Source organism: Microbacterium wangchenii (genome assembly GCF_004564355.1).
Classification (GTDB): Bacteria; Actinomycetota; Actinomycetes; order Actinomycetales; family Microbacteriaceae; genus Microbacterium; species Microbacterium wangchenii.
The window spans coordinates 3,489,831-3,504,404 of sequence record NZ_CP038266.1; the positions used below are offsets into that span (position 1 = coordinate 3,489,831).

The window sequence follows — 14,574 nt, forward strand, 5'->3', positions numbered from 1 at the left end:
AGAGATCCGATCTCGAGATCGCCCGAAATTCACGCTTTTAGGTATACATCAGTTTCAGCAGCACGGGCGCCCGGTGCCGCATCCCGTCAGCCGTTGCTGCCCTCCGGGATGTAGACGGGCGACCAGTTCTCGGTGAGGTGTCCGATGATGAGGGCGCCCGCGGGCACCCCGGTCGGGGCGTCCCGCAGCTTCGGATGATCCGTCGCCAACTCGGCGAGCACGGCGTCCCGCACCCGGACCACCTGGGCGGCGCGGTCGCTCCCGAGTTCGGCCAGCACGTCGTTCTGGATCTTCGCTACCCCTTCCCGCAGGAGCGGAGCCGCGTTGAGATACGCCATCGGAATGGCCATGTCCATCTCGTGACGGGCCTCGGCATCCCGATGGCGCGTGGCCACCACCCACACCAGCGTCGCGAAGGACACGACGGCACCCGCCAGGGCGCCCTCCACTCCGGGCAGGTCCCCGTTCGCCAGCGCGACGGTCGTCACCGCGAGGAGCACGGGGGTCGGTGCCAGGGCGCGCGGGAAGGCACGGCTCAGGGTGCGCGTGCGTGCGACGGCGAGAAGCAGAAGGTCCATCGCGGCCACCGCCAGGCCCAGCCAGCCGGAGACGCCCGTGTCGGTGGGAATGCGTTGCACGCCGAGGGCGGTGACGAGCGCGAAGGCCGCCGCCAGGAGCGTGAAGAACAACAGCCACCCCAGCCATCCGCGATGGGGATCGCGCGGACCGAACCGCTCGCGGAGGGCCCGGTTCACCTCCCGCCGCGCGGACTCGGCCACGCCGCGCGCCGCGTGCCACGTGCGATCGGCCAGCCCCTCGCCGGCGACCCCGTCGATCGCGGCGCGCTCGACGTGCGCCGCGTTCAGGTGCCCGCGGACCACCTGCAGCGAGGCGATCCGGGTGTGGGTGATCAGCGCGTCATCGGACATCGTGCTCCTTCGCCGGCCCCAGTGTGCCGGGCCGGCATCGCATTCCGCAAATGCCGGTCCGGGGGGATGCCACCAACCCCGCACCGGCGTAGCGTCCCGCCCATGGAAGCTGTCATCCGCACGCGCGGGCTGCAGAAGCGCTACGGACGCGTTCTGGCGCTCGATGGGCTCGACCTCGACGTGTCACCCGGCGAGATCCACGGGTTCCTCGGCCCGAACGGAGCGGGGAAGTCGACGACGATCCGGATCCTCCTCGGCCTCGCACGCGCCGGCGGCGGCGAGGCGTCCGTCCTCGGAGGTCATCCGTGGCGCGATGCGGTCAGGCTGCATCGACGGATCGCCTCCGTCCCCGGCGACGTCAGCGTGTGGCCGAACCTCTCCGGCGGCGAAGCCATCGACCTCCTGTGCCGGCTTCGCGGGGGCGGGCGCTCCGCCGCCTACCGCGACGAACGGGCGCGCCTCCAGGAGGCTTTCCAGTTCGATCCCCGCAAAAAGGGCCGTGCGTACTCCAAGGGCAACAGACAGAAGGTCGCCCTCATCGCCGCGTTCGCCGTTCCCGCCGACCTCTACATCCTCGATGAACCCACGAGCGGGCTCGACCCGCTGATGGAGATGGTGTTCCAGCGGGAGCTGATGCGCGTGCGGGAGGCGGGGAGTTCGGTGCTGCTGTCCAGCCACATCCTGTCCGAGGTCGAGCAGCTGTGCGACCGGGTGAGCATCATCCGCGCGGGCCGGGTGGTCGAAAGCGGCTCGCTCAGCCAGCTGCGCCACCTGACCCGCACGCAGGTCTCCTTCGCCGCGCCGGACCGTCGAGTACTGCCACCCCTGCCCGACGCCCACGACCTGGAGGTGAGCCAGGGGCGCATGCGGTTCACCGTCGACAGCGATCGCGTGGTCGCGGTGCTTCCCGCCCTCGTCGACGCCGACGTCGCGGGGTTGCGCATCGAACCCGCCTCACTCGAGGAGCTTTTCCTCCGCCATTACGGCGACGACGTGGCCGGCGAGCAGGCGCCGTCGTGACGCGATTCCTCCTGCTCCTGCGTCACCGCGCGCGGCGCGACGTCCTTCAGCTGGCGCTGTGGATCCTCGGCACGGTCGCGCTCGCGGCCGCCGCCTACACCGGTGTCCGCGAAACGTTCGGCACGGAGCAGGATCGCACCGCGTTGCTGGCTGCGGCGATCGCCAATCCCGTCATCCTCCTCTTCCGCGGACTGCCGTCCGGGTCGGAGGAGGGCGCGTTCATCGCGTTCCTGATCCTGCCGTTCCTCGCCCTCCTGGCCGCGTTCATGAGCAGCTTCCTCGCGGTGCGCCACACGCGTGCCGACGAGGAGCTCGACCGAGCCGAGCTCGTCGCGGCCACTCCCGCCGGACGCGTCGTCCCCCTGGTCGCCACCCTGACGCACGGCGTACTGGCCAATGCGGTGCTCGCCCTCCTCGTTTCGGCGGCCCTTCTCATGCTGGGCCTGGGCAGGGGCGGGAGCATCCTCGCCGGCGCGGCCAGCGGCGTCACCGGCATCGTCTTCCTGGGCTTCGCACTGCTGGCGGCCCAACTCGTGCGCACCGCGCGCGCGGCGAACGCGGTCGCGGTCTGGGCGATCCTCCTCAGCTATCTGGCGTGTGGGATCGGCAACGCCCTCGGAACCCCCCGCGCCGACCTGCAGGAGATGGAGAGTGCGCCACTGGCGTGGTTCTCGCCGTTCGGCTGGGCGGAGAACACGCGCCCGTTCGATGCGGACGATCCGCGCCCGCTCGTCCTGAGCGCCCTGCTGGCCTCCGTGTGCGCGGCTGCAGCCGGTCTCGTGCAGGCCCGCCGCGATCTCGGCGGCAGTCTGCTGCCCGAGCGCCTCGCTCGTTCCACGGCGACGCGCGCTCTCGCGGGCCCGTGGGGACTGAGCTGGCGGCTGTCGCGGGGCGCGATGCTGGGGTGGGCGGTCGCCGGGCTGCTCGTCGGGCTGCTGTCGACCCGGCTGTCCGACCTCATTTCACGGATCGGCGACACCATCCCGTCGGTGGAAGCCCTCCTCGCCGCGCTCGGGACGAACGGAACGCTCGCGCAGGACACGGTGACGATCTTCTTCACGCTGACGGGCGTCCTGGCCGCGTGCGCCGGTGTGCAGACCGTCGTCCGCGCCCGCCAGGAGGAAGTGCGCGGCACGGCGGAGCCGGTGCGTGCCGCCGCCGTCGGTCCCGTGCGCTGGCTTGCGGGGTATCTCGTCATCGCGGGAGCGGCCATCCTGGCCACCGTCGGCAGCGCGATCGGAGGAGCGATCCTCGGCCTGGCGTCGCTGGAGGACCCGGATTGGTCCTTGGCGGAGGTGGCCCTGACCGCCGGCCTCGGTCAGGTGGCCGCGGCGGCGGTCTTCGGGGCGGCAGCCGCAGTCGTCTTCGTCGTCGCCCCGCGGCTGAGCATCGCCGTGGGCTGGACGCTCATCGCGCTCGCGACCGTCGTCGGCCTGTTCGGGCCGCTCCTGGGCTTTCCCGACGCCGTCGTGAACCTGTCGCCGATCGCCATCACCCCGGTCGTGGCCGGCAGCGACGTCGACCCGCGCGGGCTGTGGTGGCTCGTCACGGCGGCCGTCGCCGGCACCGCCCTGGCCCTCGCCCTCATGCGCGGGCGGCAACTGGCACCCGCCGAGTGAGGCCCCCGCCCGTCGCGCGGCGGGGTCAGATCTCCGCGAGGTGTGCGAGGAGGGCGTCGAGCGCGGGGCGCTGACCCTTCACGAGGCGCTCGCGTGCCTCGTCGGGCGTGCACCATTCGATGCGGTCGACCTCGGGAAAGCGCGCCGTCCTCCCCGAGCGGGGCGGCCACTCCAGGTCGAACTCGCCGAAGTCGAGCTCGTCGGCGGCCGGGTCGAATCCGTCACCGTCGGCGACGAACACCACGATCTTCTTACCCGACGAATACGCGAAGGTGCCGAGCGCCGCGTACTCGGCGTCGGGCGGATCGACCCCGAGCTCCTCGCGGAACTCGCGGCGTGCCGCATCCAGTGCGCCCTCGGCGTCGATGTCGTACTCGCCCTTGGGGATCGACCACGCTCCGGCGTCCTTGGACGCCCAGTACGGCCCGCCCATGTGCGCCAGGAGCACCCGCACCACGCCCTCGCCGCTCAGGCGGTAGAGCAGGATGCCGGCGCTCCTGGCCGCCATGTCAGGTCAGCCGGCGCTTCGGCGAGACGGTGTAGGTGTCGTCCGCGTCGCGGTTGACGGTGTCGCCGAGGGCCTCGTCGATCGCGGCGAGCGTGTCGGCGTCGAGCGTGACGCCCGAGGCCTTGACGGTGTCGGCGAGCTGCTCGGGCCGGGATGCCCCGACCAGTGCCGCGGCGACGTTGGGGTTCTGCAGCACCCACGCGATCGCCATCTGCGGCATCGTGAGCCCCGCCTGCTGGGCGATGGGCTTCAGGCGCTGGACGGCGGTGAGCACCTCGTCGCGCAGGAAGCTCTTGATGAAGGTCGCGCCGCTCTTCTCGTCCGTGGCGCGGGAGCCCTCGGGCACCGGCTGGCCGGGCAGGTACTTGCCGCTGAGCACGCCCTGCGCCATCGGCGACCAGACGATCTGCGAGATGCCGAGCTCTTCGCTGGCCGGGACGACCTTGCCCTCGATGACGCGCCACAGCATGGAGTACTGCGGCTGGTTGGAGATGAGCTGGATGCCGAGGTCCTCCGCGAGCGCGTGACCTGCGCGCAGCTGCTCGGCGGTCCACTCGGAGACCCCGATGTAGAGCGCCTTGCCCTGGCGGACGAGGTCGGCGAAGGCCTGGAAGGTCTCCTCCAGCGGCGTCTCGTAGTCGAAACGGTGGGCCTGGTAGAGGTCGACGTAGTCGGTGCCGAGGCGCGTGAGCGATCCGTGGATCGACTCGAAGATGTGCTTGCGGCTGAGCCCGGTGTCGTTGGGTCCCTTGGGGCCGGTGGGGAAGTACACCTTCGTGAAGATCTCGAGCGACTCGCGTCGCTGCCCCTGCAGGGCCTTCCCGAGGATGACCTCGGCGGCGGTGTTGGCGTACGTGTCGGCGGTGTCGAACGTCGTGATGCCGGCATCCAGCGCGGCGTGCACGGTCTTCACAGCCGCGTCATCCTCGACCTGCGACGCGTGCGTCACCCAGTTCCCGTACGTGATCTCCGAGATCTTCAGACCGCTGTTTCCGAGGTACCGATAGTTCACCATCCCCCTACGGTATCCGCGTCGCGCCCGTGCCCGGCCCGTGCTCAGCGACCCAGCAGGCCGAGCTCCATCGCCCTCGTGACCGCTCGGGTGCGGTCATCCACCTCCAGCTTCGCGAACACGTGCAGAAGATGCGTCTTGACCGTGGCCTCACCGACGTGCAGCCGGGAACCGATGGCGCGGTTGCTCAAGCCGGCGGCCACCAGGCTCAGGACCTCCCGCTCCCGCGGGGTCAGCACAGGAGCGGGCGGCCGCGGATGCGAGGCCTGACGAACCAGCACGCGCGCGACGCTGGGGGCGAGGGCCACCTCCCCCGCCGCGACGGCACGGATCCCCGCGAGCAGTTCGTCCTCCGGCGCGGCCTTGAGGAGGTAGCCGCTGGCACCGGCGCCGATGGCCCGCAGAATGGCGTCGTCGGTCTCGTAGGTGGTGAGGATGACCACACGGACCTCGGGAGCGACGGCGAGGATGCGGCCGGTGGCCTCGTCGCCGTCCATCCCCGGCATGCGCAGGTCCATCAGCACGACATCGGGTGGCGCCGCTTCGACCGCCGCGACCGCATCCTCCCCCGTGGCCGCCGTGCCCACGACCTGGAGGTCGGGGGCGGCATCGACGAGACCCCCCAGCCCCGTGCGCACGATGGGGTGGTCGTCGACGATGAGGACCCGGATCATGCGGATGCTCCCGCCGGGACGCGGGCGAGGAGGGTGGTCGCACCCGGGGTGCCGTCCACCACGAGGTCGCCCCCGAGGAGGCCGACCCTGGCACGGAGGCCGCTGAGCCCGAACCCCGCCGACGGCGCGTCAGGGTCGAAACCGCGCCCGTCATCGCGCACGCGGAGCTCGGCCCATCCCTCCCCAGCCCGCAGGCTCAACCGCACGCTGCGCGCACCCGCGTGGGCGCGCACGTTCGCGAGGGCCTCCTGCGCGCACCTCAGCAGCGCGACCTCGCTCTCGCGGTCCAACGGGATCGCGACGGCCGCGTCCACATCGACGTGCGTGCCCGTCTCCCGCGCGAACCGGTCGGCCAGGGCCTGCAGCGCGTCGATCACGCCCCCGCCGCGCAACTCGATCGGGGCGTTGCCGGCCACGAGGGCCCGCGTCTCGGCGAGCGCGCTGCGCGCGGACTCCTCCAGCAGCGCCAGCGTGTCGTCGACCGCCCCGCCGCCGGCCGCCTCGCGGCGAGCGCGCTGCGCGAGCAGCACCGTGCCCGCCAGTGACTGCGCGATCGTGTCGTGAAGTTCGCGCGAGAGACGCTCGCGTTCGGAGGTGACGCCCGCGTGACGGTGCAGCGCCGCCACCTCGTCCTGGGCGGCCGTCAGCTCCGCCAGCAGACGTTCGCGCTCTTCGGCGTACTGGTAGATGTTCGTGATCCACAGCCCCAGCACGACGCTGACGCCGAACGAGATCGCCTGCGTCAGTGCGGCGTCCGCCGCCCATTCCGGGTCGGACCCCATGCTCACGGCGAAGCCGGCGAACACGACGACCGCGGCGACGGCGGAGGTGATGACGGCCGCGGGGATCGTGGCGGTGAGGACCCAGATCAGCGGATACATCCAGAACTGGAAGAGCGCGTTGCCGGCCTCCACCGCCGTGAGGGCGCCCGCCGCCGTCACCGTGACGACGACCGACGCCCATGCCCGCGCTGATCCCTCCGCCGCCGGCCGTGTGACGAGGGCGAAGAAGAGGACGTACGCGATGACCCCGGCCACCACGAGCGCGACGTCCAGCGCCGACCCGGCTCCCGACGCGAACTCGATCGCGGTGACCACGCAGCACGCCAGCGCGACGGCGACCAGCGCGACGGCCCACCACCGGGAGGGGACCGCGCGCCGGTCGCTGACCTGGTTCATTCAGCCATCCTTGCGGATCCAGCGGAATGTCGCCCGTACGACGATGAGCCCCCCGACCAGCCACGCGAGCGTCACCAGGAGCGTGAGGCCGTGCTCCCACGACCCCGTCGCCTCCGCGGTGGCGAAGGCCTCGGGGAGGAACACCGATCGCATACCCTGGGCGAGCCACTTCAGCGGGAAGACGCTCGCGATGTTCTGCAGCCATTCGGGGAGCACCGAGAACTGGATGAACACCCCGGAGATGAACTGCAGCACCAGCACGATCGGGATGACCACGGCCGTCGCGCTCCGCCCGCTGCGCGGGATCGCACTCAGGCCGATGCCGAGGATCGCGCACGTGGTCACACCGAGCAGGAACACCCACGCGAACGTCGCCCAGCGCTCGGGCTCGGTGGGCAGGTCGACCCCGAAGGCCAGCACGGCGACCGCGATCAGGAGCGCCGCCTGCAGCGCACCGGTCACCAGCACCTGGCCGAGCTTGCCGATGAAGTAGGAGATGGGCGACAGTGGCGTCCCGCCCAGGCGCTTGAGGGTTCCGTCGCTGCGTTCCATCGCGATGTCGATGGCGAGGTTCTGGGTGCCCGACAACAGCAGTCCCGCGGCGAGCATGCCCGGCAGGTAGTACGCCGCCGACGACACCTCGTCTCCCGGAGGGCCGAAGGTGTCGGAGCTGAACGCCACGGCGAAGATGAGCAGGAACAGCACCGGGAACAGGAAGGTGAAGAACACCGAGTCGCCCTGACGGAAGTACGAGCGCACTTCGAACCCGATGCGAGACAGGCCCCGTCGCAGCAGGCGCCGGCCACCACGCGGGGTGGCGGGGCGGCTCACGGCCGGGGCGGCGGTGGGAAGCGTGGCGGTCATGCGCTCACTCCTTCGGTCTGGATGGATGCGGAGGGCTTGAGGAAGGACAGGTAGATGTCTTCCAGGCTCGGCCGGACGACTTCGAGGGAGGCGGGTTCGCCGGCCTCGGCGGCGAACAGCCGCGCGACCAGTTCTGCGGGCTGCTCGGTGCGCTCTTCGCGCAGCCGCCCGCCGTCGTGCCAGCGCACGACCGGAACGCGTGACTGGGGGCCGCCGAGGCTGTCGATCGGTCCGAGCGAGGCCAGCTCGCCCCCGACCAGGATGGCCGCGCGCTGGGACAGCTCCGCGGCCTCGTCGAGGTAGTGCGTCGTGAGGAGGATCGTGGTGCCCTCCCCCTGCAGACCGCGGATGAGGTCCCAGAACTGCCGCCGCGCCTCCGGATCGAACCCGGTCGTCGGCTCGTCCAGGAAGAGCAGCTCCGGACGTCCGATGATGCCGAGGGCGACGTCGACCCGCCGCCGCTGCCCTCCGGACAGGCGACGCACGGGCGTCTTCGCCTTGTCGGCGAGACCGACCGCGCCGATCACTTCGTCGACGTCGCGTGCACGCGGGTAGAAGCCGGCGAAGTGCGTGAGGAGCTCACGCACGGACGCACTGGGGGCCTCGCCGGTGTTCTGCAGCACGATACCCAGCCGGGCCCGCCACTCCAGCGTCGCGCGATGGGGGTCGGTGCCCAGCACCGATACGCGACCGCGGCTGCGGTCGCGGTATCCCTCGAGAATCTCGATGGCCGTGCTTTTGCCGGCCCCGTTGGGCCCGAGCAGCGCGAAGGTCTCGCCCTGCCGGATGTCGAAACTCACGCCGCGGAGGGCGTGGAAGCCGCCGCGGTAGGTCTTGTGCAGGTTCTCCACCTGCACCACTGGATCTGTCATGGCCCCAGGCTCTCGCCCGGGGGCATCCCGCCGCGACGACCGTCCGGTGGGTTTCCCGTCTCCACCGACCGGTGGATGAGCGGGCCCGTCAGGCCGGGCGGGGATCGGCCTCGTCGTCACGGCGGGCCCCGCGGGACGTCCACCGCCGATCAGCTGTCCGCCTGAAACCGAACTCCTCAAAACCGGCACCGACATGCCCGCGAAAGCCGGCTCCAACCGATTCCCGTAGCGAGAATTGCGGAGTTCGGGCTGCGGCCCGCGCGCCCGGACCCGCCCTAAACCCGCGGCCGGCACGCCGGATTTCAGAGCACGCCGGCGCCCTCGGTCTCCCGCCGCTCGTCCTCGTCGGCGGCATCCGCATCGGGATCGGTGGCCGCGTGCTGGAACTGGGCGTTGTACAGGCGGAAGTAGGCCCCACGGGCGGCGATGAGCTGCTCGTGGGTGCCCTGCTCGACGATCGCCCCGTCCTCCATCACGAGGATGAGGTCGGCGTCCCGGATCGTGGACAGGCGGTGCGCGATCACGAACGACGTCCGCCCCTGGCGCAGCGCCGCCATCGCGCTCTGCAGGAGCAGCTCCGTACGCGTGTCGACGGAACTCGTCGCCTCGTCGAGGATCAGGACGCTCGGGCGGGCCACGAACGCCCGCGCGATCGTGATGAGCTGCTTCTCCCCCGCCGAGATGTTCGACGCATCCTCGTCGAGTTCGGTGTCGTAGCCGTCGGGGAGCGAGTGCACGAAGCGGTCGACGTAGGTGGCCCGCGCCGCCTCGAGGATCTCCTCGTCGGTGGCGTCGGCGCGCCCGTAGCGGATGTTCTCGCGGATCGTGCCCGCGAACAGCCACGGGTCCTGCAGCACCATGCCGGTCTTGGCGCGCACGTCGTGGCGCGTCAGCTCGGCGGTGTTCTGGCCGTTGAGCAGGATGCGCCCGCCGTCGAGCTCGTAGAACCGCATGATGAGGTTCACCAGCGTCGTCTTACCGGCGCCGGTGGGGCCGACGATCGCGACCGTCTGCCCCGGCTCCACACGGAAGGACAGGTCGGAGATGAGCGGGCGGTCGGGCGAGTACGAGAACGACACGGAGTCGAACTCGATCGTGCCGTCGCCGTCCACCGGTGCCGGCGCATCCGCCGCATCCGGCTCCTGATCGGGCTCGTCCAGCAGCTGGAACACCCGCTCGGCCGAGGCGGTGCCCGACTGCACGACCGCGGCCATCCCGCCCAGCTGCGACAACGGCTGGGTGAACTGCTGGGAGTACTGGATGAAGGCCTGCACATCGCCGAGCCTCAGCTGCCCGCTGGCGACCATGAGCGCCCCGAAGACCGCGATGCCCACATACGTCAGGTTTCCGATGAACGTCATCGCCGGCATCATGATGTTGGAGAGGAACTGCGCCTTGAACGACGCCTGGTACAGCTCCTCGTTCTCGACGCGGAAGGCCTCGCGCGAGCTCTGCTCGCGGCCGAACACCTTCACCAGCGCGTGACCGGAGAACGACTCCTCCACGCGGGCGTTGAGCCGTCCGACCTTGCGCCACTGCGTGCCGAACGCCTTCTGGGAGCGCGGCCCGATCACCCCGAACAGCACGGCCATGAGCGGGAAGCTGATCAACACGACGAGCGTGAGCTGCCACGAGATCGACAGCATCATGATCAGCACGCCCAGCACGGTGAGCACCGAGGTCAGCGCGCTGGAGAGCGACTGCTGCATCATCTGGGTGATGTTGTCGATGTCGTTCGTGACGCGCGAGATCAGCTCGCCGCGCTGCGTGCGGTCGAAGTAGCTCAGCGGCAGGCTGTGGATCTTGTCCTCGACCCGCTCGCGCAGGCGCCACATCGTGCGCACCATGATGACGTTGATGACATAGCCCTGCACCCACGACAGCAGCGAGGCGGCGATGTAGAGCGCCATGACGGCGGCGAGGACCTGCCCGAGCCTGGTGAAGTCGACCCCCTCTCCCGGCCGGAAGTTCTGCAGGTTCGCCACGACGTTGGCGAGGTCCTGCTCCCCGGACGCGGCCAGGCCGTCCACGACCTGCTGCTGCGTCGCTCCGGCCGGTGCCATCCGCGACACGACACCCTCGAAGAGGATGTTCGTCGCCTCCGCCAGGACCTTGGGCGCGAGGACCGCGAGCACGACGCCGATGGCGCCCAGGATCGAGACGATGACGAACGCGACGGCGTTCGGGCGCAGCAGCCCCAGGAGCCGGCGGAACGACGGGCCGAAGCGCGCGGGCTTGCCGGGCGCGACCGCGCCGCTCCAGTCGTCGGCGCCGATGCGCGCCTGCTCGGCCTGCTCCAGGTCGCGCTTCTCCTCGTCGGTCAGTTCGTTCTCGCCGGTCATCCGGTCACCTCCGCGGCCAGCTGCGATTCGACGATCTCCCGGTAGGTCGGGTTGTTCTCCACCAGCTCGTCGTGGGTGCCCAGGCCCACCATGCGACCGTCGTCGAGCACGACGATGCGGTCGGCGTCGGTGATCGTGGAGATGCGCTGAGCGACGACGATCTTCGTGACGTGGGGCAGTTCTCGCCACAGCGCCTGGCGCAGTCGCGCATCGGTGGACAGGTCCAGCGCAGAGAAGGAGTCGTCGAAGACGAGGATGTCGGGCCGGTGCACGATCGCCCGGGCGATCGCGAGGCGCTGCCGCTGCCCCCCGGAGACGTTGGTGCCGCCCTGTGCGATGGGCGCGTCGAGCCCGCCCGGCATCTGCGCGACGAAGTCGCTCGCCTGTGCGATCTCCAGCGCCTCCCACAGCTCGGCGTCGCTGGCCTCCTCCCGCCCGAACCGGAGGTTCGAGGAGACGGTGCCGGTGAACAGGAACGGACGCTGGGGCACGAGGCCGATCATGCGCCACAGGGCGTCGAGGTCGGCGCGGCGCACATCGACGCCGCCGACGAGGACGGCGCCGCCGGTGGCGTCGAACAGGCGCGGGATGAGCGACACCAGCGTCGTCTTGCCGGCACCCGTCGACCCGACGATCGCGACCGTCTCCCCCGGCTCGGCGGCGAAGGAGACGCCGGCGATGACCGGCTCCTCCGCCCCGGGGTACGTGAGCGCGGCGTCACGGAATTCGACCCGGCCACGGGCGGGGAAGTCCCGCTGGGCGTCGGCAGGCCGGCTGAAGGACGCGGTCGTGTCGAGCACCTCGCCGATGCGCTCGGCCGAGACCGCCGCGCGCGGGATCATCATCGTCATGAAACTCGCCATCATGACGCCCGAGAGGATGATCATGACGTACTGCATGAAGGCGAACAGCGTGCCGATCTGCACCTCGCCGGCGTCGACCTTCATCCCCCCGAACCACAGCACGGCGATGACCGTCAAGTTCAGGATCAGCATGACCGCGGGGAACAGCAGCACGAACAGGGAGCCGACCTTGCGGCCGACGACCATGATGTCGGTGTTGGCCTCGCGGAAGCGCCGCTCCTCGATCGGCTCGCGCACGAACGCGCGGATGACGCGGATGCCGGTGAGCTGCTCGCGCATCACGCGGTTGACCGCATCCAGCTTCCGCTGGAAACTGCGGAACAGCGGCACCATGCGACTGATCACGAGGAAGGCGATCAGCAGCAGCACCGGCACCGCGACGGCGATGATCCACGACAGGCTGAGGCTCTGCGACAGAGCGAGCACGATGCCCCCGACCGCCAGCAGCGGCGCGGTCACCAGGAACGTCGCCGCCATCATGGCGAGCATCTGCACCTGCTGCACGTCGTTGGTGTTGCGGGTGATGAGCGAGCCGGCGCCGAAGGCGGTCACCTCGCGCTCGGAGAAGGCGGACACCCGTTCGAAGACGTCGTCGCGGATGTCGCGGCCCGCGCGCATCGCGGCGCGCGCGGCGAAGTAGGTCGCCACGATCGACGCCAGGATCTGGGAGAGCGAGATCGCGAGCATGAACACGCCCGTGCGCCAGATGAACTCGGTGTCGCCCCGGGCGATCCCCTCGTCGATGATCTGCGCGTTCAGGCTCGGCAGGTACAGGGACGCCAGCGCCGACGCGGCCTGGAACACGAGCACGCCCACGAGCAGCCAGCGGGACGGCTTGAGGTAACGGATGAGCAATGAGACCAGCACGAGGACTCCCGGGCAGGGCGGCGCGATCGGACGCGCGCGGGTGGATCAGGCAAGCCTGCCACGGCCCGCCGACATCCGCATCGGTCCTGTCACCGCGTCCGCTGACGGCGGATTCAGGCGTCTTTGCGGATCCAGCGGAACGTCAGCCGCACGGCGATGAGGCCCACCACGAGCCACAGCAGCGTCACGATCAGGGTGAGCCCGTGCTGCCACGTGCCCGACGGCTCCACCGACGCGAACGACTCCGGCAGGAAGACCGAGCGCATCCCCTGCGCGAGCCACTTCAGCGGGAAGACGCTCGCGACGTTCTGCAGCCAGTCCGGCAGCGACGAGAACGCGATGTACACACCGGAGATGAACTGCAGGATCAGCACGATCGGGATGACGACGGCCGCCGCGCTCCGGCCCGACCGCGGCACGGCGCTCAAGCCGATGCCGAGGATCGCGCACGTGGTCACACCGAGCAGGAACACCCACGTGAAGGTGAGCCAGCGCTCGGGGTCGGTGGGCAGCTCGACGTCGAAGAGGGTCGCGGCCACGGCGATCAGCAGCGCGGACTGCAGGATGCCGGTGATCAGGACCTGCCCGAGCTTGCCGATGAAGTACGACACCGGGCTCAGCGGCGTGCCCGCCAGCCGCTTGAGCGTTCCGTCGCTGCGTTCCATCGCGATGTCGATGGACATGTTCTGCAGACCCGACAGCAGCACGCCCGCCGCGACCATGCCCGGCAGGTAGTAGGCCGCGGAGGAGATCTCCTCGCCGGGCGGGCCGAACCCGTCGGATGCGACGACGGAGAAGATCAGCAGGAGCACGAGCGGGAACAGGAACGTGAAGAAGAGCGTGTCGCCCTGCCGGAAGTACGAGCGCACCTCGAAGCCGATGCGCGACAGACCCAGTCGCAGCGTGCGGCCGATGCCGAAGGACGCGCTGCGCGCGGCGACGGCGGTCACGCCGTCACCTCCGACGCCGCCGCGGCGTCCTCGCCGAGGAACGACAGGTAGATGTCCTCGAGACTGGGGTGCACGACCTCCAGCCGCTCCGGCTCGCCACCCTCGGCGACCAGCTGAGCCACGCGCTCGCCGGGGCGTCGGGTGCGCTCCTCGTGCAGGCCGTGCTCGTCGGCCCACCGCACGATCGGCACGCGCGCCTCCTCGCCGCCGAGCGCGTCGATCGGGCCGAGCGACGCGATCCGCCCACCCACCAGGATCGCCGCGCGCTCGGAGAGCACCGCGGCCTCGTCCAGGTAGTGGGTCGTCAGCACGATCGTGGTGCCCTCGTCCTGCAGGGACCGGATGAGGCCCCAGAACTGCCGCCGGGCCTCGGGGTCGAAGCCCGTGGTGGGCTCGTCGAGGAAGAGCAGTTCGGGCTGACCGAGGATCCCGAGCGCGACGTCCACGCGGCGGCGCTGGCCGCCGGAGAGCTTGCGCAGGCTCGTCTTGGCCTTCGCGGTGAGGCCGACCGCCTCGATGACGGCGTCGACGCCCCGCGGGTTCGGGTAGAAGCCGGCGAAATGCGCGAGGAGTTCCCGCACGGTCGCGGTGGGTGCCTCGCCGGTGTTCTGCAGCACGATCCCCAGGCGCGCCTTCCACGCCAGCCCGCCGTGCTGGGGGTCGACACCCAGCACCGACACGTCACCGGACGAGCGGTCGCGATAACCCTCGAGGATCTCGATGACGGTGCTCTTGCCGGCACCGTTGGGACCGAGGAGGGCGAACGTCTCGCCGCGGCGGATGTCGAAGGTCACTCCGCGCAGCGCCTCGAAGCCGCCGCGATACGTCTTCCTCAGATCCGAGACCTGGATGACCGCATCCGTCATGTCGGCCCCG

General features: G+C 70.7%; 13 protein-coding genes. 2 read left to right on the plus strand and 11 right to left on the minus strand.

What is annotated here, in order from left to right; genetic code table 11:
* Window positions 1-86: 86 nt before the first annotated feature.
* Window positions 87-929 carry a hypothetical protein gene (locus E4K62_RS16945; RefSeq protein WP_135069759.1) on the minus strand — a complete coding sequence of 281 codons (843 nt, stop codon included), beginning with the start codon at window positions 927-929 and terminating at the stop codon, window positions 87-89.
* Window positions 930-1,031: 102 nt separating this feature from the next.
* Here E4K62_RS16945 and E4K62_RS16950 point away from each other — a divergent pair, with 102 nt between their 5' ends.
* Window positions 1,032-1,949, plus strand: a complete 918-nt coding sequence (locus E4K62_RS16950) for an ABC transporter ATP-binding protein (RefSeq protein ID WP_135069762.1) — start codon at window positions 1,032-1,034, stop codon at window positions 1,947-1,949.
* Window positions 1,946-3,568, plus strand: a complete 1,623-nt coding sequence (locus tag E4K62_RS16955) for an ABC transporter permease (protein ID WP_135069765.1) — start codon at window positions 1,946-1,948, stop codon at window positions 3,566-3,568. The genes E4K62_RS16950 and E4K62_RS16955 overlap by 4 nt, the downstream gene beginning before the upstream one ends.
* Before the next feature lie 25 nt (window positions 3,569-3,593).
* On the opposite strand, the gene E4K62_RS16960 is transcribed toward E4K62_RS16955, so the two are convergent.
* From E4K62_RS16960 to E4K62_RS17005, 10 genes are all read right to left on the minus strand, one after another.
* The gene (locus E4K62_RS16960; protein ID WP_135069768.1) at window positions 3,594-4,076 is read right to left on the minus strand and encodes an NUDIX hydrolase; all 483 of its coding nucleotides are present in this window, start codon (window positions 4,074-4,076) and stop codon (window positions 3,594-3,596) included.
* A gap of 1 nt (window position 4,077) precedes the next feature.
* Window positions 4,078-5,091, minus strand: a complete 1,014-nt coding sequence (locus tag E4K62_RS16965; RefSeq protein WP_135069771.1) for an aldo/keto reductase family protein — start codon at window positions 5,089-5,091, stop codon at window positions 4,078-4,080.
* Window positions 5,092-5,132: 41 nt separating this feature from the next.
* Window positions 5,133-5,762, minus strand: coding sequence for a response regulator (locus E4K62_RS16970; RefSeq protein ID WP_135069774.1), 630 nt, complete (start codon window positions 5,760-5,762; stop codon window positions 5,133-5,135).
* A complete protein-coding gene (locus E4K62_RS16975; RefSeq protein WP_135069777.1) occupies window positions 5,759-6,940 on the minus strand; it encodes a sensor histidine kinase in 1,182 nt (393 codons plus the stop codon). The genes E4K62_RS16970 and E4K62_RS16975 overlap by 4 nt, the downstream gene beginning before the upstream one ends.
* Window positions 6,941-7,804: an ABC transporter permease gene (locus tag E4K62_RS16980; protein ID WP_135069780.1), complete on the minus strand. Its 864-nt coding sequence runs from the start codon at window positions 7,802-7,804 to the stop codon at window positions 6,941-6,943.
* Entirely contained in the window at window positions 7,801-8,676 is an 876-nt protein-coding gene (locus E4K62_RS16985) for an ABC transporter ATP-binding protein (RefSeq protein ID WP_135069783.1), read from the minus strand. Before E4K62_RS16985 ends, E4K62_RS16980 begins: the two co-directional genes overlap by 4 nt.
* Window positions 8,677-8,978: 302 nt before the next feature.
* Window positions 8,979-11,018, minus strand: coding sequence for an ABC transporter ATP-binding protein (locus E4K62_RS16990; protein ID WP_135069786.1), 2,040 nt, complete (start codon window positions 11,016-11,018; stop codon window positions 8,979-8,981).
* Window positions 11,015-12,748, minus strand: coding sequence for an ABC transporter ATP-binding protein (locus E4K62_RS16995; protein WP_135069788.1), 1,734 nt, complete (start codon window positions 12,746-12,748; stop codon window positions 11,015-11,017). Before E4K62_RS16995 ends, E4K62_RS16990 begins: the two co-directional genes overlap by 4 nt.
* A 113-nt stretch (window positions 12,749-12,861) precedes the next feature.
* Window positions 12,862-13,698, minus strand: a complete 837-nt coding sequence (locus E4K62_RS17000; protein ID WP_240742742.1) for an ABC transporter permease — start codon at window positions 13,696-13,698, stop codon at window positions 12,862-12,864.
* Complete coding sequence (locus E4K62_RS17005) at window positions 13,695-14,564, minus strand: ABC transporter ATP-binding protein (protein ID WP_135069790.1); 870 nt, start codon at window positions 14,562-14,564, stop codon at window positions 13,695-13,697. The genes E4K62_RS17000 and E4K62_RS17005 overlap by 4 nt, the downstream gene beginning before the upstream one ends.
* Window positions 14,565-14,574 lie beyond the last annotated feature (10 nt).

Coding starts and splice junctions, on each gene's coding strand:
- E4K62_RS16945 (WP_135069759.1), bottom strand. CDS start 929: ATGTCCGATGACGCGCTGATCACCCACACCCGGATCGCCTCGCTGCAG.
- E4K62_RS16950 (WP_135069762.1), top strand. CDS start 1,032: ATGGAAGCTGTCATCCGCACGCGCGGGCTGCAGAAGCGCTACGGACGC.
- E4K62_RS16960 (WP_135069768.1), bottom strand. CDS start 4,076: ATGGCGGCCAGGAGCGCCGGCATCCTGCTCTACCGCCTGAGCGGCGAG.
- E4K62_RS16965 (WP_135069771.1), bottom strand. CDS start 5,091: ATGGTGAACTATCGGTACCTCGGAAACAGCGGTCTGAAGATCTCGGAG.
- E4K62_RS16970 (WP_135069774.1), bottom strand. CDS start 5,762: ATGATCCGGGTCCTCATCGTCGACGACCACCCCATCGTGCGCACGGGG.
- E4K62_RS16975 (WP_135069777.1), bottom strand. CDS start 6,940: ATGAACCAGGTCAGCGACCGGCGCGCGGTCCCCTCCCGGTGGTGGGCC.
- E4K62_RS16980 (WP_135069780.1), bottom strand. CDS start 7,804: ATGACCGCCACGCTTCCCACCGCCGCCCCGGCCGTGAGCCGCCCCGCC.
- E4K62_RS16985 (WP_135069783.1), bottom strand. CDS start 8,676: ATGACAGATCCAGTGGTGCAGGTGGAGAACCTGCACAAGACCTACCGC.
- E4K62_RS16990 (WP_135069786.1), bottom strand. CDS start 11,018: ATGACCGGCGAGAACGAACTGACCGACGAGGAGAAGCGCGACCTGGAG.
- E4K62_RS17005 (WP_135069790.1), bottom strand. CDS start 14,564: ATGACGGATGCGGTCATCCAGGTCTCGGATCTGAGGAAGACGTATCGC.